This window comes from Mesorhizobium sp. B2-8-5, assembly GCF_006440675.2.
Taxonomy (GTDB): Bacteria; Pseudomonadota; Alphaproteobacteria; order Rhizobiales; family Rhizobiaceae; genus Mesorhizobium.
The window spans coordinates 1423427-1444060 of record NZ_CP083951.1 but is presented as its reverse complement, the minus strand read 5'-3'; the positions used below and the strand labels follow the sequence as shown (position 1 = coordinate 1444060).

At 64.2% G+C, this 20634-nt stretch carries 24 protein-coding genes; 14 read left to right on the top strand and 10 right to left on the bottom strand.

Annotation, left to right across the window (positions count from 1 at the left end):
• Window positions 1–69: 69 nt before the first annotated feature.
• Window positions 70–981 (top strand): RNA polymerase sigma factor RpoH, encoded by a 912-nt coding sequence (gene rpoH / locus FJ430_RS06990; protein ID WP_140647889.1) that lies wholly within the window; start codon window positions 70–72, stop codon window positions 979–981.
• Between the two features lie 305 nt (window positions 982–1286).
• Here the strand turns inward: rpoH and FJ430_RS06985 are convergent, their stop codons facing one another.
• From FJ430_RS06985 to FJ430_RS06975, 3 genes are all read right to left on the bottom strand, one after another.
• Window positions 1287–1946: a peroxiredoxin gene (locus FJ430_RS06985; protein ID WP_140647888.1), complete on the bottom strand. Its 660-nt coding sequence runs from the start codon at window positions 1944–1946 to the stop codon at window positions 1287–1289.
• 191 nt (window positions 1947–2137) lie between these two features.
• Window positions 2138–2503, bottom strand: a complete 366-nt coding sequence (locus FJ430_RS06980; protein WP_140647887.1) for a cell division protein ZapA — start codon at window positions 2501–2503, stop codon at window positions 2138–2140.
• A gap of 4 nt (window positions 2504–2507) precedes the next feature.
• On the bottom strand, window positions 2508–2780 hold the full coding sequence (locus FJ430_RS06975; protein WP_023763725.1) for a DUF4164 domain-containing protein: 273 nt from the start codon (window positions 2778–2780) through the stop codon (window positions 2508–2510).
• A 260-nt stretch (window positions 2781–3040) separates the two neighbouring features.
• Here FJ430_RS06975 and tkt point away from each other — a divergent pair, with 260 nt between their 5' ends.
• The 7 genes from tkt to FJ430_RS06940 all read left to right on the top strand — a co-directional run bounded on the left by tkt (window position 3041) and on the right by FJ430_RS06940 (window position 12379).
• A complete protein-coding gene (tkt, locus tag FJ430_RS06970; protein WP_140704689.1) occupies window positions 3041–5032 on the top strand; it encodes a transketolase in 1992 nt (663 codons plus the stop codon).
• A 155-nt stretch (window positions 5033–5187) separates the two neighbouring features.
• The gene (gene gap / locus FJ430_RS06965; protein WP_140704687.1) at window positions 5188–6198 is read left to right on the top strand and encodes a type I glyceraldehyde-3-phosphate dehydrogenase; all 1011 of its coding nucleotides are present in this window, start codon (window positions 5188–5190) and stop codon (window positions 6196–6198) included.
• 158 nt (window positions 6199–6356) lie between these two features.
• Window positions 6357–8246 (top strand): potassium/proton antiporter, encoded by a 1890-nt coding sequence (locus FJ430_RS06960; RefSeq protein ID WP_140704685.1) that lies wholly within the window; start codon window positions 6357–6359, stop codon window positions 8244–8246.
• A 104-nt stretch (window positions 8247–8350) separates the two neighbouring features.
• Window positions 8351–9547 carry a phosphoglycerate kinase gene (locus tag FJ430_RS06955; protein ID WP_140704683.1) on the top strand — a complete coding sequence of 399 codons (1197 nt, stop codon included), beginning with the start codon at window positions 8351–8353 and terminating at the stop codon, window positions 9545–9547.
• A 117-nt stretch (window positions 9548–9664) separates the two neighbouring features.
• Window positions 9665–10690: a class I fructose-bisphosphate aldolase gene (locus tag FJ430_RS06950; RefSeq protein ID WP_140704681.1), complete on the top strand. Its 1026-nt coding sequence runs from the start codon at window positions 9665–9667 to the stop codon at window positions 10688–10690.
• A 154-nt stretch (window positions 10691–10844) separates the two neighbouring features.
• Complete coding sequence (locus tag FJ430_RS06945; protein ID WP_140704679.1) at window positions 10845–11579, top strand: DUF899 domain-containing protein; 735 nt, start codon at window positions 10845–10847, stop codon at window positions 11577–11579.
• Between the two features lie 65 nt (window positions 11580–11644).
• Entirely contained in the window at window positions 11645–12379 is a 735-nt protein-coding gene (locus tag FJ430_RS06940; RefSeq protein WP_140704677.1) for an SGNH/GDSL hydrolase family protein, read from the top strand.
• Between the two features lie 55 nt (window positions 12380–12434).
• Here FJ430_RS06940 and FJ430_RS06935 read toward each other — a convergent pair whose 3' ends face one another.
• Entirely contained in the window at window positions 12435–12596 is a 162-nt protein-coding gene (locus FJ430_RS06935; protein ID WP_108702902.1) for a hypothetical protein, read from the bottom strand.
• A gap of 204 nt (window positions 12597–12800) precedes the next feature.
• On the opposite strand from FJ430_RS06935, the gene FJ430_RS06930 reads away from it, so the two are divergent.
• The 3 genes from FJ430_RS06930 (at window position 12801) to FJ430_RS06920 (ending at window position 14309) form a co-directional block, all read left to right on the top strand.
• Window positions 12801–12965, top strand: coding sequence for a hypothetical protein (locus FJ430_RS06930; protein ID WP_140704675.1), 165 nt, complete (start codon window positions 12801–12803; stop codon window positions 12963–12965).
• 195 nt (window positions 12966–13160) lie between these two features.
• The gene (locus FJ430_RS06925) at window positions 13161–13571 is read left to right on the top strand and encodes a hypothetical protein (protein ID WP_181175308.1); all 411 of its coding nucleotides are present in this window, start codon (window positions 13161–13163) and stop codon (window positions 13569–13571) included.
• 18 nt (window positions 13572–13589) lie between these two features.
• Entirely contained in the window at window positions 13590–14309 is a 720-nt protein-coding gene (locus tag FJ430_RS06920) for a helix-turn-helix transcriptional regulator (protein ID WP_091578656.1), read from the top strand.
• 108 nt (window positions 14310–14417) lie between these two features.
• Here FJ430_RS06920 and FJ430_RS06915 read toward each other — a convergent pair whose 3' ends face one another.
• The 3 genes from FJ430_RS06915 to FJ430_RS06905 all read right to left on the bottom strand — a co-directional run bounded on the left by FJ430_RS06915 (window position 14418) and on the right by FJ430_RS06905 (window position 16814).
• Window positions 14418–15110 (bottom strand): DUF1013 domain-containing protein, encoded by a 693-nt coding sequence (locus FJ430_RS06915; protein WP_140645780.1) that lies wholly within the window; start codon window positions 15108–15110, stop codon window positions 14418–14420.
• Window positions 15111–15365: 255 nt separating this feature from the next.
• A complete protein-coding gene (locus tag FJ430_RS06910) occupies window positions 15366–15506 on the bottom strand; it encodes a DUF1127 domain-containing protein (protein ID WP_095767350.1) in 141 nt (46 codons plus the stop codon).
• A gap of 297 nt (window positions 15507–15803) precedes the next feature.
• Complete coding sequence (locus tag FJ430_RS06905) at window positions 15804–16814, bottom strand: NAD(P)H-quinone oxidoreductase (RefSeq protein WP_140704671.1); 1011 nt, start codon at window positions 16812–16814, stop codon at window positions 15804–15806.
• 212 nt (window positions 16815–17026) lie between these two features.
• Here FJ430_RS06905 and FJ430_RS06900 point away from each other — a divergent pair, with 212 nt between their 5' ends.
• The 3 genes from FJ430_RS06900 to FJ430_RS06890 all read left to right on the top strand — a co-directional run bounded on the left by FJ430_RS06900 (window position 17027) and on the right by FJ430_RS06890 (window position 18858).
• Window positions 17027–17221 carry a DUF1192 domain-containing protein gene (locus FJ430_RS06900; protein WP_140645782.1) on the top strand — a complete coding sequence of 65 codons (195 nt, stop codon included), beginning with the start codon at window positions 17027–17029 and terminating at the stop codon, window positions 17219–17221.
• 81 nt (window positions 17222–17302) lie between these two features.
• Window positions 17303–18550, top strand: a complete 1248-nt coding sequence (locus FJ430_RS06895) for an MFS transporter (RefSeq protein WP_140645783.1) — start codon at window positions 17303–17305, stop codon at window positions 18548–18550.
• 32 nt (window positions 18551–18582) lie between these two features.
• A complete protein-coding gene (locus FJ430_RS06890; protein ID WP_040985209.1) occupies window positions 18583–18858 on the top strand; it encodes an ArsR/SmtB family transcription factor in 276 nt (91 codons plus the stop codon).
• 102 nt (window positions 18859–18960) lie between these two features.
• Here FJ430_RS06890 and FJ430_RS06885 read toward each other — a convergent pair whose 3' ends face one another.
• The 3 genes from FJ430_RS06885 to FJ430_RS06875 all read right to left on the bottom strand — a co-directional run bounded on the left by FJ430_RS06885 (window position 18961) and on the right by FJ430_RS06875 (window position 20549).
• Window positions 18961–19425: an SRPBCC family protein gene (locus tag FJ430_RS06885; protein ID WP_140704669.1), complete on the bottom strand. Its 465-nt coding sequence runs from the start codon at window positions 19423–19425 to the stop codon at window positions 18961–18963.
• Between the two features lie 11 nt (window positions 19426–19436).
• On the bottom strand, window positions 19437–19772 hold the full coding sequence (locus FJ430_RS06880) for an ArsR/SmtB family transcription factor (protein ID WP_140704667.1): 336 nt from the start codon (window positions 19770–19772) through the stop codon (window positions 19437–19439).
• Window positions 19773–19892: 120 nt separating this feature from the next.
• Window positions 19893–20549, bottom strand: a complete 657-nt coding sequence (locus FJ430_RS06875; protein ID WP_140704665.1) for a glutathione S-transferase family protein — start codon at window positions 20547–20549, stop codon at window positions 19893–19895.
• Window positions 20550–20634: the final 85 nt, after the last annotated feature.

The following is a 20634-nucleotide window of genomic DNA, read 5'->3' as shown; positions in this document are numbered from 1 at the left end:
CTTTGGCATCCGTGACGAATGCCCGCCGCTTTTCGGGGGCATCCACTCCAAAGAGAGAGGGGCGCTATCATGGCCCAATCATTACCCAGTATCGTTTCCGGTGAAGGCGGTCTCGCCCGTTACCTGGAAGAAATCCGCCGCTTTCCGATGCTTCAGCCGCAGGAAGAGTACATGCTCGCGAAACGCTACGCCGAGCATCAGGACACCACGGCTGCCCACAAGCTCGTCACCAGCCATTTGCGGCTCGTCGCCAAGATCGCCATGGGCTATCGCGGCTACGGCCTGCCGATCGGCGAGGTGATCTCGGAAGGCAATGTCGGCCTCATGCAGGCCGTTAAGAAATTCGAACCGGAGCGTGGTTTCCGGCTCGCCACCTATGCCATGTGGTGGATCAAGGCCTCGATCCAGGAATACATCCTGCGCTCGTGGAGCCTGGTCAAGATGGGCACCACCGCCAACCAGAAGCGTCTATTCTTCAACCTGCGCAAGGTGAAGGGCAAGATCCAGGCGCTCGATGATGGCGACTTGAAGCCCGACCAGATCGCCGAGATCGCCACCCGCCTCAACGTTTCCGAGGCGGAAGTGGTATCTATGAACCGCCGCCTGTCGGGCGACGCTTCGCTCAACGCCCCGATCCGGGCGAGCGAGGGCGAGTCCGGCGAATGGCAGGACTGGCTGGTCGACGACCACGAAAGCCAGGAAGAGATGCTGATCGAGCAGGACGAGTTGGAAAACCGGCGCTCCATGCTGTCGGGCGCTCTGTCCGTGCTCAACGACCGCGAGCGGCGCATCTTCGAGGCGCGTCGCCTCGCCGAAGAGCCGCTGACCCTGGAAGAGCTGTCGGCCGAGTTCGACATCAGCCGCGAGCGCGTGCGCCAGATCGAGGTGCGCGCCTTCGAGAAGGTGCAGGACGCGGTCAAGGCCGCCGCCAAGCGCCAGATCCAGGCGCTGCGCACCATCGAGGCGCAGCCGGCGGCATAAAGCCACCGCGCATTGAGCAGCAAAACGGCGGCGCCAAAATCTGGCGCCGCCGTTTTTATTTGGCGAAAGCGGTGGCGCGCCCCTTTCTCCCAGTCGCTATGCGAGGAGAACTGCCGGTTCACCCTCCGCAGCCGCAGCGGAGGATGGCAGCAATCAGGGGCAGCGCCGAGGCTGCGAGGTTGTTAACTCAGAACAAACAATAGGACCGGGGAGCAGGCGCGCGCTCATCTTCGACCGCCGCGCCGCCCCTCATCCGCCCTTCGGGCACCTTCTCCCCGTTTAACAGGGAGAAGGAAAAAGGCTCATCACGCCGAAGGCTGCTTCGTCTTGCGCAAATACGGCAGCACCGTCTCGTACGCCCCGAAGCGCTTGATCGCGTCCTCATTGGAGACGGCGGCGGTGATGATGACGTCGTCGCCCTGTTTCCAGTTGGCTGGCGTCGCCACCTGGTGCTTGGCCGTCAGCTGGATGGAATCGATGACGCGCAGGATCTCGTCGAAGTTGCGGCCCGTGGTCATCGGATAGGTCAGCGCCAGCTTGATCTTCTTGTCCGGGCCGATGACGTAGACCGAGCGCACGGTGGCGTTGTCGGCCGGCGTGCGGCCCTCAGAGCTGTCGCCGGCGCCCGCCGGAAGCATTTCATAGAGCTTGGCGACGTGCAGGTCTTTGTCGCCGATCAGCGGATAGTTCACCGTCTGGCCGGTAGCGGTCTTGATGTCGGCCTGCCATTTCTCGTGGCTCGACACCGGATCGACGGAAATGCCGATGATCTTGACGTTGCGCTTTTTGAAATCGCCTTCCAGGCCGGCCATGGTGCCGAGCTCGGTGGTGCAGACCGGGGTGAAGTTCTTCGGATGGCTGAACAGCACCGCCCAGCCGTCGCCGATCCAGTCGTGGAACTTGATGGTGCCCTGCGTAGTCTCGGCCGTGAAATCCGGCGCGATATCGTTGATACGAAGACTCATGACCTATCCCTACCCTTTTTTGTGAAACCGCCGGCGCACCCCCTTTCGGCGGTGGCCGGACGTTAGTTCTAGCACCATGAAGGTAGGGTTCAAACGCCGGGAGTAGGAAGCTTGCCCATGGCAGGCGAAAATTTTTCGCCGTCGCCCGCAATTGGAGGCAGGATTTTCGATTTACCGCTGGCGCCGGGCGCTCAGGCTTTCTTTAGCGCGAGCGTCGCCGCGAGATCTTCCATGCGCTGCGCAAGCGCGCCGAGCGCGGTTGTGAGCACGCTGTCGCTCTTGTCGGCCTTGGTCAGCGCCTCGTCACGCGTCTTGCGCAAGGTCAGCACTTCGCTCTCCATGCCCTTGACGCGCTTGGTGAGCTCCGAAAGTTCGTCCATCACCATGATGCCGGCCATGACGGTAAGCCGCTGGTCGCCGATCTCGCCGAAGGAATCCTTCAGATGCGAGACATAGCGGTCGAAGCGCTCGGCAAGGTCGATCAGGTGCTCTTCCTGGCCCTCGTCGCAGGCCATGCGATACTGTTTGCCGTCGATGGAAACGGTGACCTGTGCCATTGCCTTACCTGTCCAGAACCGCGCGGATGGTTTCCATGGCGGTCACCAGCCGCCGCGACACTTCCTTGTTGGCATCTTCAAGACGCTCGGCGCGCGCTTCGGAATTGTCGAGCTCCTGCGCCAGGCGCGAACGGTCGGCGTTCATGCGCTGCACCTCGGCCTCGGCTTCCGAATAATCGCGCTCATGCTCGAGCTTCGCCGCGACGGCGTTTTCCAGCCCTTCCATGGCCTTGCCCAGCCTGGCGATGACTTCCTTGAGGGTCGTTTCCCCGGTCATGGCCTCGTCCTATGCCCTGCCCATCACCGAATCGCGCGCGTTCAGAATGCGTTACCTCGGAAAGATTAGGCACCGGGTGAAGGGCGCGTCAACAAAGCTCTCGCGACTGTCCCCCGCTATCGCTAATGTAAGGCGCTCGATGCCATCACAAGCCCGGCAAAATCCGCCCCGATTTGTTGACTAAAAGGCCGTGCCTGCTATGTGTCCCGGCATCCTTTTCCAAGGGTTCTCCCAAGCTCCAACCCACTTCCGGAGGAAGCATGACGTCGCGTGAACAACATGATCGGATGGCCAACGCGATCCGTTTCCTTTCCATGGATGCCGTCGAGAAGGCGAACTCCGGTCACCCCGGCCTGCCGATGGGCTGCGCCGACATCGCCACGGTGCTGTTCAGCCGTTTCCTGAAATTCGACGCCAAGGCGCCGCACTGGGCCGACCGCGACCGCTTCATCCTCTCCGCCGGCCACGGCTCGATGCTGCTCTATTCGCTCCTCTACCTCACCGGCTATGAGGACATGACGATCGACCAGATCAAGAATTTCCGCCAGCTCGGCTCCAAGACCGCCGGCCACCCGGAATACGGCCATGCCGCCGGCATCGAGACCACCACCGGCCCACTCGGCCAGGGCCTGGCCAATTCGGTCGGCTTCGCGCTCGGCGAGCGCATCATGAACGCCGCCTTCGGCAACGACCTCGTCAACCATTATACCTATGTGCTGGCCGGGGACGGTTGCCTGATGGAAGGCGTCTCCCACGAAGCCATCGCGCTGGCCGGGCATCTGAAGCTCAACAAGCTGATCGTCTTCTGGGACAACAACAACATCTCGATCGACGGCCCGGTCTCGCTCGCCGACAACACCGACCAGGTCGTCCGCTTCCAGGCGTCCGGCTGGAACGCCAGCCACATCGACGGCACAGATCCCGAAGCGATCGCCTACGCCATCGAGGCGGCGCGCCATTCCGACAAGCCGACGATGATCGCCTGCAAGACCACCATCGGCTTCGGCGCGCCGACCAAGGCAGGCACCAACAAGGCGCATGGCTCGCCGCTGGGCGCGGATGAAATCGCCGGCGCGCGCAAATTCTTCAACTGGGACTCGCCGCCCTTCGAGATTCCGGCCGACATCCTCGACGCCTGGCGCGCCGTGGGTAAAAACAGCACCAAGGCACGCACCGACTGGGAAGGCCGTCTGGCCAAGGCCGAGCCGAAGCTGAAGGCCGAGTTCGAGCGCCGCCTTGCCGGCAACCTGCCGTCGAACTTCGATGCCGTCATCGCCGACTACAAGAAGAAGCTGTCGGCCGACAAGCCGAAGGTCGCCACCCGCAAGTCGTCGGAAATGGCGCTGGAAGTCATCAACGGCGCCGTGCCGGAGACCATCGGCGGCTCGGCCGACTTGACCGGCTCCAACAACACCAAGACCAGCCAGACCAAGAACATCACGCCCGACGATTACGGCCAGCGCTATGTCCACTACGGCATCCGCGAGCACGGCATGGCGGCGGCGATCAACGGCCTGACGCTGCATGGCGGCCTGATCGCCTATGGCGGCACCTTCCTGTGCTTCTCCGACTATGCCCGCCCCTCGATGCGCCTTGCCTCGCTGATGGGCATCCGCTCGATCTTCGTCATGACGCATGACTCGATCGGCCTCGGCGAGGACGGCCCGACCCACCAGCCGGTCGAGCATCTGGCGGCGCTGCGCGCCATCCCGAACCACAATGTCTTCCGCCCGGCCGACGCGGTCGAAACCGCCGAATGCTGGCAGATCGCGCTGGAATCCGAAAAGACGCCGTCGACCCTGGCGCTGACCCGCCAGAACCTGCCGACCGTGCGCACCGAACATTCGCCGAAGAACCTCTCCAGCCAGGGCGCCTACGAGCTAGCCGCCGCCGGCGGCGAGGCCGTGGTGACGATCTTCGCCACCGGCTCCGAGGTCGAGATCGCCCTCGGTGCACGTGACCTGCTCGAAAAGCATGGCCATCCGACCCGCGTCGTCTCGGTGCCCTGCTTTGAGCTGTTCGACCAGCAGAGCGAGGACTACCGCAGGAAGACGATCGGCGACGCCAAGGTGAAGGTCGCGATCGAAGCCGGCATCCGCCAGGGCTGGGACCACCTGATCGGCACCGACGGCATCTTCGTCGGCATGCACGGCTTCGGCGCCTCCGGCACGATCGAACAGCTCTATCCGCATTTCGGCATCACCGCCGATGCCGCGGCCAAGGCGGTCGAAGCCCGTCTGCACGGCAAGTAGGAATTGCCTCGGGCCCGGCAACGCCGATTGACGGTTTTGCCGGGCTGGACCAACCTAATCGATTTAAATGCGACGTTCTGCGGCTGGATTCTTGCGCCTTCCGCCGTTATGAAACTGCGGACCCATCCGCTTTCCAGCCCCCAAGGGAGAGAACAATGACCGTCAGAGTTGCCATCAACGGATTTGGCCGCATCGGCCGCAACATCCTGCGCGCCATCCACGAATCCGGCCGCAAGGACATCGACGTGGTCGCCGTCAACGATCTCGGCCCGGTCGAGACCAACGCGCACCTGCTCCGCTATGACAGCGTGCATGGCCGCTTCCCGCATGAGGTTTCGGTCGACGGCGACCAGATCTCGGTCGGCAAGGAGACGTTCAAGGTCACCGCTATCAAGGACCCGACCCAGCTGCCGTGGAAGGAGCTCGGCGTCGACATCGCGCTCGAATGCACGGGCATCTTCACCGCCCGCGACAAGGCCGCGGCTCACCTGACCGCCGGCGCCAAGCGCGTCATCGTCTCGGCCCCGGCCGAAGGCGCCGACCTCACCGTCGTCTACGGCATCAACCACGACAAGCTGACCAAGGACCACATCGTGATCTCGAACGCGTCCTGCACCACCAACTGCCTGGCGCCGCTGGCGGCCGTTCTGCACGAGACCGTCGGCATCGAGAAGGGCATGATGACGACGATCCACTCCTATACCGGCGACCAGCCGACGCTGGACACCATGCACAAGGACCTCTACCGCGCCCGCGCCGCGGCGCTCTCGCAGATCCCGACCTCGACCGGCGCCGCCAAGGCGATTGGCCTCGTTCTGCCCGACCTCAAGGGCAAGCTCGACGGCATCTCGATCCGCGTGCCGACCCCGAACGTCTCGGTCGTCGACCTCAAGTTCATCGCCAAGCGCTCGACCACGCCGCAGGAGATCAACGAGGCGCTGATCGCCGCCTCGAAGGGCAAGCTGAAGGGTGTTCTGTCCGTCACCCATCACCCGAACGTGTCGATCGACTTCAACCACGACCCGCATTCCTCGATCGTCGCGCTCGACCAGACCAAGGTGATGGACGGCAACTTCGTTTCGGTCCTGTCCTGGTACGACAACGAATGGGGCTTCTCGAACCGCATGGGCGACACCGCCGTCGCCTTCGGTAAGACCATCGCCTGATCGTAGCCTTGCTCCGCAGTTTGAAACTCCCGGCCTCGGCCGGGCGTTTTTTATTGGCCGGCTGAGCCAAAAACCACGCCGTTGCCTTGCACCGGTCATGTCTTCGCCCCACTCTCTGTTAAAGCGACAGATAGAGGGATTTGGAGGGGCAATAGCGGATGGAGCATGCGATCTATCTCGTGACGCTGGTCGGCACGGCGCTCATTGTCGCCGCAGCGTTTTCGAGCCTGATCGCCTTCCGCTTCGGCGCTCCCTTGCTGCTGCTCTTCCTCTGCATCGGCCTCGCCACCGGCGTCGACGGCCTCGGCATCGAATTCGACAATGCGCGGCTGGCTTATTTTGCCGGCTCACTGGCTTTGGCGATCATCCTGTTCGATTCCGGTTTCGGCACGCCGCTCAACGCGCTCAGGCAAGCAGCCGGGCCCGCGCTGTCGCTGGCCACGATCGGCGTTATCCTGACCACAGCCATCTTCAGCGCCGCCGCTTCCTATGTTCTCAAACTCAGTTGGCTGGAATCCTCTTTGCTCGGCGCCGCCGTCGCCTCCACCGACGCGGCCGCCGTCTTCTTCCTGCTGCGCGCCGGCGAAATCCATCTGCGCGAGCGCGTGCGCGCCACGCTCGAGGTGGAATCCGGCACCAACGACCCGATCGCCATCTTCCTCACCATCACCTTGGTCGAGATCATCGCCGCGCATGCCAACCCGGAAGCCAATGTGCTGGCCACCAATCTTTTGCTCGGCTTCCTCGCCAATATGGGGCTCGGCGCCGTCATCGGCGTGCTCGGCGGCTTCGGCATCGTGCGTCTTGTCGAGCGGCTGAACCTCGATCACGGCCTGCTGCCGATCTTCGTGCTGACGCTGTCGCTGATGGTGTTCGCGGCGGCCGGCGCCATCGGCGGCTCGGGCTTCCTCGCCGTCTACCTTGCCGGGCTGATCGCCGGCAATTCCGATATCCGCGCGGTCACCATCCTGAAGCGTTTCCAGGACGGCATGTCGTGGCTGGCGCAGATCATCATGTTCCTGATCCTCGGCCTGTTCGCCACGCCCTCGCAGTTCCCGGCGATCCTGGTGCCGGCGATCCTGCTCGGCCTGTTCCTGATCTTCGTGGCGCGGCCCTTGGCCGTCTGGCTCTGCCTGATCCCGTTCCGGCTGCCGCGCCCCGAGGTCGCCTTCGTCTCCTGGGTCGGCCTGCGCGGCGCGGTCTCGATCCTGCTCGCCATCACGCCGCTGCTCGGCGGCCTCGAGCATGGCCGCCTGATCTTCAACGCCGCCTTCATCATCGTGCTCGTGTCGCTGGTGGTGCAGGGCTGGACGGTCGGTCCGCTGGCGCGGCGTCTCGGCCTGATCGTGCCGGCCCGTCTCGGGCCGCTGGACAAGGTGGAGCTCGAATTGCCGGGCTCGGCCCATCATGAGCTGCTCGCCTACCGCGTCGTGCCCGGCAGCCCGGTGGCGCGGGGCGAGCGCATCCCGCGCTGGGCAAGGCCCTCGCTGGTGCTGCGCGACGGGCGCTCGATGCGCTTCCAGGACATGGGCCGGCTCGCCGCCGGCGATCAGGTCTACATCTTCGTGCCGGACCGCTACCCGCGCCTGCTCGACAAGCTTTTTGCCAGCCGCGCCGTGGTCGACCCCGAGGATGCCGACTTCTTCGGCGCCTTTGCCGTCGATCCTGCCCGCCCCGCCGCGGAGCTGGAAGCCGCCTACGGACCAGGCCTGACCGAAGCGGAACAGAAGCTCACCGTCGCCGCGCTGGTATCGGAGCGGCTCGGCGGTCATCCCGAATATGCCGACCGCGTGGTGATCGGCCCAATCGAGCTGATCGTGCGCGATGTCGATGAGAAAGGCCGGATCGCCGGCCTTGGCCTGTCTTTCGAGCCGACCGCGCCGGTCGCGCGCGTGCCAGTGTTCATGAGCGCCGGCGAGATCGGCGACCGCATCGCCGCGCTCGTCCGCAACTGGCGCAGGCCGGCCGAAAAGCAGGCGGTCGACGACGTGCCGATCGGCACCGGGGCGCCCGGACCGGACAGCCAGAAGGCAACCGGCGAAGGCTGATGTCTCAAGCCGACATCATTTTTGCGCGCGCGCCATCGACGCGACCCTTGCATCGTCCTTCGCGCCGGGTAAGGTCGCCGCGTTTTCGCTAAAAAGGAACGACCATGGCCGGCTTCAAGACACTCGACGATATCGGCGCCGTCAGCGGCAAGCGCGTGCTTGTGCGCGTCGACCTCAACGTTCCCGTGGCCGACGGCAAGGTGACCGACGTCACCCGCATCGAGCGCATAGCGCCGACCATCGCCGAGCTCTCGAAAAAGGGCGCCAAGGTCATCCTGCTTGCGCATTTCGGCCGCCCCAAGGACGGCCCATCGGCCGAATTCTCGCTCGAGCCGATCGCCAGGGCCACGGCTGAGGTTCTCGGCCGTCCGGTCGGCTTTGCCGCCGACTGCGTCGGCGACAAGGCGGCGGATGCAGTCGCGGCGATGAAGAACGGCGACGTCCTGCTGTTCGAAAACACCCGCTTCTACAAGGCCGAGGAGAAGAACGAACCGGCCTTCACCGAAAAGCTCGCCGCCAATGGCGACATCTATGTCAACGACGCCTTTTCCGCCGCGCACCGCGCGCATGCCTCGACCGAAGGCCTGGCGCGCCATTTGCCGGCCTATGCCGGCCGCACCATGCAAGCCGAGCTCGACGCACTGGAAAAGGGCCTCGGCGATCCGGCACGGCCGGTCGTGGCCATCGTCGGCGGCGCCAAGGTTTCGACCAAGATCGACCTGTTGATGAACCTCGTGAAGAAGGTCGACGCGCTGGTGATCGGCGGAGGCATGGCCAACACGTTCCTGGCCGCGCGCGGCACCGACGTCGGCAAGTCGCTCTGCGAGCATGACCTTGCCGGCACCGCCAAGCAGATCATGATCGAGGCGGCGGAAGCCGGCTGCGCCATCATCCTGCCCGCCGACGGCGTCGTGGCCAAGGAATTCAAGGCGGGCGCGTCCAGCGAGACCGTCGCCATCTCGGACGTGCCGGCCGACGGCATGATCCTCGATGTCGGCGCAAAGACCGTGCAGAGCGTCAACGACTGGATCGACCGCGCCGCCACGCTGGTCTGGAACGGCCCGCTCGGCGCTTTCGAGATCGAGCCCTTCGACCGCGCCACGGTGGCGGCGGCAAAGCATGCGGCAGCCCGCACCAAGGCGGGCAAGCTTGTGTCGGTCGCCGGCGGCGGCGACACGGTGGCGGCACTCAACCATGCCGGCGTCGCCGACGACTTCACCTATGTCTCGACCGCCGGCGGCGCCTTCCTCGAGTGGATGGAAGGCAAGCCGCTGCCCGGCGTCGAGGTGTTGAAGCGGTAAACAGTCAGAGACCAGGCAAAGCCCGCGCGGCTTTCAATCGATTCTAGCTTTCCGGCGTCATTCCTTTGGCGGTAGTCTTCTGCTAGCGCGGAACAAACGCAGCGTAGGAGAGCACCCATGAGCGAACGTCTCGAAGATATCGCCGCCGAGATCGTGGCCGATGGCAAAGGCCTTTTGGCCGCCGATGAAAGCTCCGGCACCATCAAGAAGCGCTTCGACGTCATCGGCGTCGAATCGACCGCCGACAACCGGCGCGACTACCGCGAGATGATGTTCCGCGCCAAGGAGGCGATGACGAAGTACATCTCCGGCGTCATCCTCTATGACGAGACCATCCGCCAGAAGGCTGCCGACGGCACCCCGCTGGTCGATATCATCAAGGCGGCAGGCGCCATCCCGGGCATCAAGGTCGACCTCGGCGCCAAGCCGCTGGCCGGCTTTGCCGGCGACACCATAACCGAGGGCCTCGATGGGCTGCGCGAGCGGCTCGCCGACTATTACAAGCTCGGCGCCCGCTTCGCCAAATGGCGCGCGGTGATCGATATCGACACCGGCAAAGGCGTGCCCTCGGCCAATTCGATCGCCTCGAACACCCATGCGCTGGCCCGCTATGCCGCGCTCTGCCAGGAGGCCGGCATCGTGCCGATCGTCGAGCCGGAAGTGCTGATGGACGGCGCCCACTCGATCGACACCTGCTACGACGTCTCCAAGGCGACGCTGGTCAAGCTCTATGACGAGCTCTATGCGGCGCGCGTCGTGCTGGAAGGCTCGATCCTGAAGCCCAATATGGTCATCTCGGGCAAGAAATCGGGCAAGGCCGACAGCCCGGAGGAAATCGCCGAGAAGACGATCAAGCTGTTCCGCGAAGTGGTGCCGGCGGCGGTGCCGGGCATCGCCTTCCTCTCCGGCGGCCAGGAGGACGAGGAGGCGACCGCCAACCTCAACGCCATCAACGCCATCGGGCCACATCCGTGGAAGCTGACCTTCTCCTATGGCCGCGCGCTCCAGGCCGCGCCGCAGAAGGCGTGGAGCGGCAAGGCCTCGAACGTTGCCGCCGGCCAGGCCGCCTTCATCCACCGCGCGTACATGAACCATCTGGCGGCGCTTGGGAAATGGCAGCCGGCGCTGGAAAAGGCCGCGTGACGCCATCCCTTCCAATAAACAGCGAGAGCCCGGGTATAGCCCGGGCTTTTGCTTTTTACGGGCATCGTTCCTACCTGATGCAGCGAAACGGCGGCGGCGATGTCGGATCGCGCCCATGTCGAACGTCCTTGGCAGGAGAGGACAGGAGATGGTCATGCATCGCAATGCCGTGGTTTCGCGCGAGGACTGGTTCGAGGCGCATCGCAAGCATCTGGAACGCGAGAAGGAACTGACGCGGTTCCGCGCCGCTGTCGCCGCGGAGCGGCGGCAACTGCCCTGGTTCAAGCTGCGCAAGGATTATGTCTTTGAAAGCGAAGCGGGACCGACGCGCCTAGGCGACCTGTTCGCCGGCAACAGCCAGCTGATCGTCTACCATTTCATGATGACGCCGGGTTGCGATCACCGTTGCCAGGGCTGCTCGTTCCTCGCCGACCATATCGACGGCGCCAACCAGCATCTGAAGCATCATGACGTCTCGCTGGTCGTTGTCTCGCGCGCGCCGCTCGCGGAAATCCTGCCTTACAAGCGACGCATGGGCTGGAGGTTCGACTGGGTGTCGTCCTACGCGTCCGATTTCAACTTCGACCTGCAGGTCTCCTTCACCGACAGGCAGATCGCGGCGGGCGAAACCACCTACAATTTCGAGAAGCGTCCGTTGCGGTCGAAAGACCTGCCGGGCACCAGCGTCTTTTATCGCGACGGCAATGGCGACATCTTCCTCACCTTCCTGTCGCGGGCCCGCGGCGGCGACGCGCTGATCGGGGCCTATCATTATCTCGACATGACGCCCAAGGGCCGCGACGAGGCCGGTCCGTATCACAACCTGATGGACTGGGTACGCCTGCACGACGAATACCAGGACAAGGACCGGCCGGACTGCTGCGCGTGAACGGCATCGTTCACGTCAGCCCAAACATGCGCTAATGGCTTGCGGGTCACGCCAACGGAACCGCCATGCAGCGCCTGCTTGCCCTTCTCACCTGGCTCGCTTTCCCGGTCTATGTCTGGCAGGGCCTCGGCGTGCGCCGGCGCACCACGCGCATGCTGCCCGCGCGAGGCCCGGTCCTGCACGAGATACCAGGCAAGGCGCCGCCCGTCGCCTTGCTGGTCCTGGGCGACTCCTCGGCAGCGTCAGTCGGGATCGAGCAATCCGAATACGGGCTTGCCGCACAGCTTGCCGGCCTGATCGCCGAACGCACCGGCAGCGCCGTGCGCTGGCGCGCCGCCGGCTTCAATTCGGCGACATCCGGCCAGATCCGCGATTATGTCCTGCCCAACCTGTCGGCCGATCATTGGACCCATATCGTGCTTGCCATCGGCACCAACGACACCAAGAACTTCCACTCCGTGCCGCGCTTCAAGAAGGAGTTCGGCGGCCTGCTCTACGCGCTGCGCGCCAAATGGCCGGAAGCGCGTGTCGTGTGGTCGCCGGTGCTGGAATTCACCCGCTCGCCGGCAATGCCGCCATTGCTCGGCAGGATTCTCGAGATCCGCGCCACGGAAATGAACCGGATGGGCGCGCGGCTCTGCAACGAGCGCGGCGCCATTGCCGCTGCGCGCCTGCCGATCACCGATCCCGAGGCCGGTTTCGCCTCCGACGGATTCCACGCTTCCGAAGCAGGCTATCGCGCCTGGGCGGAGCATCTGCTGGATTTCGTGCTGGGTGGTGAAGCGAGCAAGGTAAGTTGAGCTTCAGGTCAGGAGACGCCACTCGCAGGCCGTCCTCACCTGAATATGGACAGACCTACGCCCAGTGCCCAAGCACCGCCGCAAGCGAGATCGCGGCCATGGCCAGCAGCGCCAGCTTCCAGAAATCGCCGCGCCGCTTCAGCCCCGGCCATCCCAGCGGCTTGATGACCTGGATCAGCATGATGCCGCAGATGACAAGGGCGAGCAGTTTCGTCATGCCGCCTTTGACCAGCAATGCCGATGCCTGTCAAAGCCGTTCTTAAGGCACCCTTCGTGCGGACCATTCCTGACAGAACCGGCTTCATTTGAACCCTGCGAGGGCCGCGGCACCGCGTTCTTCGGCACCCTGTCAACCTCCTGACAGACTGCTGTCAGGAGGGGTGTGAGATACTCTCCTCATCGAAAAGAGAGGAGTGAGGTCATGAACGGTTTTACCATTCTGCGCAGCGTGCAGCACTATGTCGGCAGGATCCGCACCGTGCGCAACGAGATCCGTACCCAGCGTTCCCTGAACACCTTGCCGGCGGACATCCGCAAGGACATTGGCTGGCCGGACCTTTACACGGGCCGCGTGCGCGAAAACTGAAATTTTGCCGCCGCGACTTGGATTGTCGCCGCACCGCGCCCAGATGTAATGGCAGCCAGTGATGTTGCGTTCAGGGAAGAAGCCTTTGTTTGCCGGTAGCTTCGCCGCAGCCTCCTGACAGGATGTTGTCAGGAGGCATGCGGTAGTTGGTGCGGCTTCGATCCTGACAGCAACGAACACGAACCGACGATCCGTATGGTGAAAAGCTGGAACGACAGGCTGAACACGCCAGGCATCAACGGCATCAAGCCGTCGCCGCGCACGGTCGGCGATGTCGTCGAGGGCCAGTCGATGCTGGTGCCAACCGCGCGCCAGGTCGACGACTTCATCCGCTCGATTCCTGAAGGGGTCGAAATGGATGTTCGTGCGTTGCGTACCGCTCTGGCGATCGAGCACGGCGCCGAAGTGACATGCCCGGTGACGATCGGCTATCATCTGCGCACCGTTGCCGAAGCCGCTCATGAGGATCTCGAGCACGGGATGGCGCCGGGCGACGTCGCGCCCTTCTGGCGTGTGCTGGATGCTGGGACGCCGACCACGGGCAGATTGTCCTTCGGAGCGAAATTCGTTGCCGCGCAGCGCAAGCGCGAAGGGCTGAAGCCATAAACCCCGGGGGAGAAATCGATGCGCCGCGCCGACAGGCTTTTCCAGATCGTGCAGCATTTGCGGGGTGGCCGGCTGGTCACCGCGCAGAAGCTCGGCACGTGGCTCGAGGTTTCCGAGCGTACCATTTACCGCGACATAGCCGACCTGCAGTCGACCGGCGTGCCGATCGACGGCGAAGCGGGCGTCGGCTACATGATGAGGGAGGGTTTCGACCTTCCGCCGCTGATGTTCACGCGTGACGAGATCGTGGCGCTGGTGGCCGGCGCCCGCATGGTGCGCGCTTTTGGCGGCGCGGCAATGGCGAGGGCCGCCGACGAGGCGCTGGTCAAGATCGGCGCGGTGCTGCCCGATGCCGAGAAGGACCGCATCGCCCGTACCGAGATCCACACGCCGATGTGGGTGGTGAGCGACGCCGCGCGCGAGGCCATCGACTTGATCGAGCGCGCCGTCGAGAAACGCCAGGTGCTGACCATCGACTATTCCGACGAGGCCGGCCGCGGCACCGCGCGCGACATCAGACCGCTCGGCCTGTGGTTCTGGGGCAAGGTCTGGACCCTGGTCGCATGGTGCGAGATGCGCGACGATTTCCGCGCTTTCCGCATCGACCGCATCGCCTCGGTCGTCATCGCCGGCCGTATCTTCAAGCCGGAGCGCGGCAAGCAGCTCGCCGATTTCTACCGCGCCGTCGAGCGCTCAGAGGATTACGGCATGGCGCCCGACCGCGCCGCGCGGACGTGACTTCCTCCCAAGCCATTGTCCAACAGAAAAGCCCGCTCGAAGCGGGCTTTTTTGTTGGGTTCGTGCATGCCGCCGCTCAAAAAGCGTGCAGCAACCGCGGCGCGACGACTACTCGTCGTCCGCATCCTCGTTCTTCGACTTGAGCGCCGAGAGCTTGGCGAAGACGGCGTTGGCGTCCAGCTCCTGGTCTTCGTCCTTCGGCTTCTCGGGCGCGGGCACCAGCCGTTCGGTGAGCGCCGCGGGCAGCAGCGTGTCGCCGACGGGCTGCGCCGGCTCGCGGCCGCGCGAGGCGCGGTTGACTTCGAGGTCGAGGTCGATCTGCGAGGTAAGGCCGAGCGTCACCGGATCCATCGGCTGCAGGTTGGCCGAATTCCAGTGCTTGCGCTCGCGGATCTGCTCGATCGTCGACTTGGTGGTGCCGACAAGACGCGAGATCTGCGCGTCCTTGAGTTCCGGGTGGTTGCGCACCAGCCACAGGATGGCGTTCGGCCGGTCCTGGCGCTTCGACAGCGGCGTGTAGCGCGGGCCCTTGCGTTTCGATTCAGGCACCCGCACCTTAGGCTCCGACAGCTTCAGCCGGTAGTTGACGTCCTTCTCGCCGCGCGCGATCTCGTCGCGCGTCAGCTGGCCGGTGATGATCGGGTCCATGCCCTTGATGCCTTGCGCCGACTCGCCGTCGGCGATCGCCTTGACCTCGAGCGGATGCAATCCGCAGAACTGCGCGATCTGCTCGAAGGAGAGCGCGGTGTTGTCGACCAGCCAGACGGCGGTCGCCTTGGGCATCAGCAGCGAATTGGCCATATCAAAAATCCTTCTCGTTCGCCCGCGTTCCCGCGCGGGCGGTGGTTTTAGAGCCACCAAAATGGGAAATTCGCGGCCTGTATAAACGCTCCCTCCAATTTTCGCAATGTTTTTGGGAAGGGCCCGATTCACAGCCCTGGAAAGACAAAACCCGCTGGACGAGGTCCAGCGGGCTTGGAACCGGAAACAAAGCAAGCGTCTCGACGGCTCTGGCTTGCATGTCGCAGCCCGGCCTTGCGGTCGGGCTGCGTCTGATTACACCGCCTGACGGGCGATACGCTCGATGTCGGCACGGTTGATGCCGAGGTCGCTCAGCTGACGGGCATTGAGCTTGTTCAATTCACGCACGGTCTCGTTGTACATGCGCCACTTACGGAAAGCACTGATCGGGTTCATTTTGGTTTCTCCAGTCGTTTGGTCAAATCGTTTGATGACGCGTAAATAGGCACTCCTGCCCACAAATTGAACGGACGCTTTTGCATGGCCGCAATGCGTTTTGTGCATTGCAGCATTAAGGCTTCGTTCAGCTTGTCGCTAAGGGAGGGCGCGGAACCAGGATGGGCCGATATTCAGGTCAGGCCGAGCCGAGAACAATGGCTTCCGAGAACCGGAGCGGAGCGTACTTTAGTACGTGAGCACCGGAAGCACAGGAAGCTTGTTCGCAGGCCGGCCTCGCCTGAATATCGGCCCATCCTAGCCGACGTCGAGGACGATCTTGCCTATATGCTCGCCCTCTTCCATCCGTTCATGCGCCCGCCAGGCTTCGGTCAGCGGAAAGATCATGTCCATCACGGGGGCAACCTTGCGCGTGCCGAGCAGCGGCCACACCTGGGCCTCCAGCGCGGCGGCAAGCGCCGCCTTGAATTCGACGGTGCGCGGGCGAAGTGTCGAGCCGGTGTGGGTCAGGCGCTTGACCATAAGCGTTGCGAAATTGGTGCTTGCGACGGCGCCGGCCTGCACCGCGATCTGGACGATGCGCCCCTCGACGGCCGCCGCCTCGTAGTTACGCGCGACATAGTCGCCGCCGACCATGTCGAGGATGACGTCGGCGCCCTTCCTGTCGGTCGCGTCCTTCACCGCGGCGACGAAATCCTCCTCGCGGTAGTTGATGGCCCGGGCGGCGCCGAGCTTGAGGCAGGCGTCGCATTTCTCCTTGCTGCCGGCGGTGGTGATCACAGTGGCGCCGAATGCCGAGGCGAGCTGGATGGCGGTGGTGCCGATGCCGGACGAGCCGCCATGGACGAGCAGCGTCTCGCCCTTCTTCAGGCCGCCGCGCTCGAACACATTGTGCCAGACGGTGAAATAGTTCTCCGGCACGGCGGCGGCTTCCGAATAGGTGAAGCCGGCCGGGATCGGCAGCACGCTGCCGGCATGGACCTTGACATATTCGGCATAGCCGCCGCCCGGCGTCAGCGCGCAGACCCGGTCGCCGATGCGCCAGCGCGATATCTCGTCGCCGAGTGCCGCGATTTCGCCGGCCACCTCGAGGCCGGGCAGGTCCGAGGCGCCGGGCGGCGGTGGATAGGCGCCCTTGCGCTGTTGCACGTCCGGCCGGTTGACCCCGGCCGCGTGCACACGGATCAGCACTTCGCCGGGGCCGGGCACCGGCACGTCGCGCGTTTCCGGCTTGAGCACCTTTGGCCCGCCCGGTTGCGAGATCGCGATGGCCGTCATATTTGCCGGAATCTTCTGCCCGTTTGCCATGGCTTGCCGTCTCCTTATGTCGATCTGTCGTCGGCCGTTTGCATCGGACCCCTGCTTGGAACGTTTTGACGTCCGAAAGAGACGCCGAACCGCTCCAACTCTTTGTTCTTACGCAATTCCGGACGGAAAACCGCTACGCACTTTTCCTGGAATTGCTCTATGTATGCTGATTGTCAAATCAGGCAAATGGCCAAGTAAGGGAGGAGCGACGGATGGCGATCTTCGACGACGAACCCAGGAAGAAGCCGCGCCCGCACGAGATTGGCCAGGACCTGTCGCTGCTGTCCGTGGACGAATTGTCCGAGCGCATCGCATTGCTGCGCGACGAGATCGCCAGGCTGGAAGCCGAGCGCACCGCCAAGGGCGCCACCAAATCCGCCGCCGAGTCGCTGTTCCGCCGCGGATAAATTGTTCGGCGTGCTCGCTCGCCGCCGAAAAGCCCGAATACATCTGTCTTCAGACCCTGCGTCTCGAACCCGGATCAAGCGATGTTTGCAACCTACAGACCGATCCTCTCGCTGCTGCGCGGCACGGCGTTCCTGCTCGCCGCGTCCGGCCTGCACGGCCTGCTCTTGCCGCTGCGCGGCCAGGTGGAGGGTTTTTCGACCGCATCGCTCGGCCTGATGGGCACGGCCTGGGCGGGCGGCTTCGTCGCCGGCTGCTTCTTCGCGCCGCGTCTCGTGCGCCGCGCCGGCCATGTCAGGGCTTTCGGCGCCTTCGCCGCGTCGGGCGCGATCATCGCGCTGCTCACCGGCCTCATCATCGACGAATATGTCTGGATCCTTTTGCGTGCCTTCACCGGCTTCACCATGGCCGGCGCCTTCATGGTGATCGAGAGCTGGCTGAACGAGAAGGCCACCAACGAGAACCGCGGCACCGTCTTCGGCCTCTATATGATGGTCACCTATGCTTCGATCATGGGCGGCCAGATGATCGTCGCCGGCGGCGATGTGCGGTCGGCCTCGCTGTTCATGATCACCGGCATCCTGTTTTGCCTGTCGCTCATTCCGACGGCCGTGTCGACGCAGTCGCATCCCAAGCCCCTGCAGGACGTCAAGCTCGACGTCAAAGGCCTCTACGCCAACTCGCCGGTGTCGGCGGTGGCCTGCCTCCTGATCGGCATCGCCAACGGCGCCTGGGGCACGCTGGGCGCCGTCTATGGCGCGCGTGTCGGCATATCGACCGCCGAGATCGCGCTGATGATGAGCCTGGTGGTCATTTCCGGCGCCGCCATGCAGCTACCGGCCGGGCGCCTGTCGGATACGACCGATCGCCGCTTCGTGCTGGCCGGCGCGGCCTTCGGCGCGGCCTTGGTCGCGGTGCTGATTTTCCTGATCGCGCCGCGTTCGGGCGTCTTCATCATCGTGATGACCGCAGCCTATGGCGCTTTCGCCTATACGCTCTATTCGATCGCTGTCGCGCATGCCAACGACCACGCCCGCTCCGAGGACTTCGTCAAGGTTTCCGGCGGCCTGCTCCTGCTCTACGGCTTCGGCACGATGATCGGCCCGCTTTTGGCCGCGGCCTTGATGGGCTCGGTGCGTCCGGAGGGACTTTTCCTGGCAACCGCGCTCGCGCATCTCAGCCTTGCCGGCTACACGCTGCTGCGCATCCGCGCCCGCGCGCCGGTGCCGATCGAAAACCGCGATGCCTTCAAGACGCAGCCCGCGGACCGCGCGGTCACGCCCGAGGCCACGCGGCTCGATCCGCGCAGAAAGGTTGAAACCAATAGTTGAGATTCGCAAGACTTTGCCTCACAAATAAAGGCATGATGTTTTCTGACGCCTTCGTGGCGATAGCCGATCCCAACCGGCGCTATCTTTTGGAAGAACTCCGGCGCGGCCCGAAGACGGTGAACGAATTGGCGGCCGGGTTGCCCGTCTCACGCCCTGCGGTCTCCCAACATCTGAAGGTCCTGCTCGACGCCGGCCTGGTCAACGCCAAGGCCGAAGGCACGAGGCGCGTCTATGCCGTCAGCAGCGCCGGCTTCCTCAGGCTCAACATCTGGCTCGACCAATTCTGGGAAACGGCGCCGGGGGAATAGTCCTGACCATCAATGCATGTCGCTCGGAAGTGTGCAGCGGTTCTGAGGCAACGGCATGCATCAGACAAAGATCCAAAGCGCAATGCGCTTTGGCTGGAGGCCTCAAGCCGCCACCTGCAGGGCAGCGCCGAGCGTATCGAGCAGTTCGCCGGTGCCATGCTCGCGGGTGGCCGGCGTATCGATGCCGTCGAAGAAGGCGCCCTGCTCCGTCAGGATAAGCCGCGTACCCTTGCCTTCGGGGATAAGCTCGATCGTCGCGAGCGAAACCGAGACCCGGGTTTCGCCGAACAAGAGCTCATAGCTGTAGACGATGCGCCGGTTGGGCACGATATCCTGATAGACCGCGTTGTAGAAATGCATCTGCCCATCGCTTGGACAGCCGGCATTCACCTCCTTGCCGCCGACGCGAAAATCCATCTCATGCCGGCTGGGCATGGGGTTGTCGGGATCGACGAACCAGCGTTTCTTGGCGGCCGGATCGCTCAGCGCGAAATAGACCTTCTCGGGCGCCGCCGGGTAGACGCGTTCGATGACGAAGGTGGAATGGACGACGGATCGTTCGCTCATGACGGGACCCTTCAGGTTTCATCCTTGGTTTCAGCGAGGAAATCGCCGAGGCGGTCGAGCCGGCGCTCCCAGGTGAGCCGCCGCTCGTTGATCCAGCGCTCGGCGGCCCGAAGCGCCTGCGGTTCGATCCGGCAGGTGCGGACCCGGCCAAGCTTTTCGGTTCTCACCAGGCCGCTCGCCTCGAGCACGTTGAGATGCTGGACGACGGCCGACAATGACATCGCCAGCGGTTCCGCCAGCTGGCTGACCGACGCCGGCCCGCGCGACAGCCGATCCACCATCTGCCGCCGCGCCGGATCGGCGAGCGCCTGGAACATCAGATCGAGCTGGACGGTATCGTGCAGCATCGCGCTCTAGAGCATGATGCCGAAAAGTGTGAAGCGGTTTTCGGACGACATCATGCTCTATCTCTTTGATTTAGAGACGGATTCAGATTTCAGGTCGATTCGACCTGAAATCATCCGGCTCTAGCCGTTGTTGTAGGGGAAGAACTTGAAATAGGGCTGCGCTTCCTCGATGACGCGGGCGAAGGACGGACGCGCGAGCAGCCGGTCGTGGTAGCGCTTCACCGCCGGAAACTTGTCGCCGAACGGCTCGACCTTGTTGGCATAGAACAGCGCCGGCGACGCGGCGCAGTCGGCCATCGTGAAGGTCACGCCCACCGCCCAGGTCTTGCCCTGCATGTCCTCTTCGACGATGGCGTAGGAATTGCGCAGCTGCGCCCGGCACTCCTCGACGCCGAACGGATCGGTCTTGTCCTTTGGCCGCAGCCTGTCGCCGACGATCTTCTGCATCGGATGCTGCACGTAGAAATCGTAGAAGCGGTCGGCCTGGCGGACCTGCAGGGCGAGATCGATTGTGGCGGGAACGAGCTCGACCGGCCCCGGATAATGCGCGGCGAGATATTCGATGACGATGGTCGATTCCAGCACCGTGCGGCCCCGCGCATCGTCACGCAGCGCCGGCATCTTGCCGGTCGGCGACACCTTGAGGAAGGCGGCGCGGGAGGCCTCGTCGCCGATGTCGACAATCACCGGTTCGAAAGGCGTGCCGTTCTCGTAGAACGCGATCAGCGGCTTCCAGCAGAACGAGGCCAGCGGGTGGAAATGCAGCGTCAGGGACATTCCGGCTCTCTTTTCGCGTTCGGCCATTGGACAATACTGAAGTGATTACTTCACTATTGTCCCGGGCGGCTTGAGTCAAGGCGGC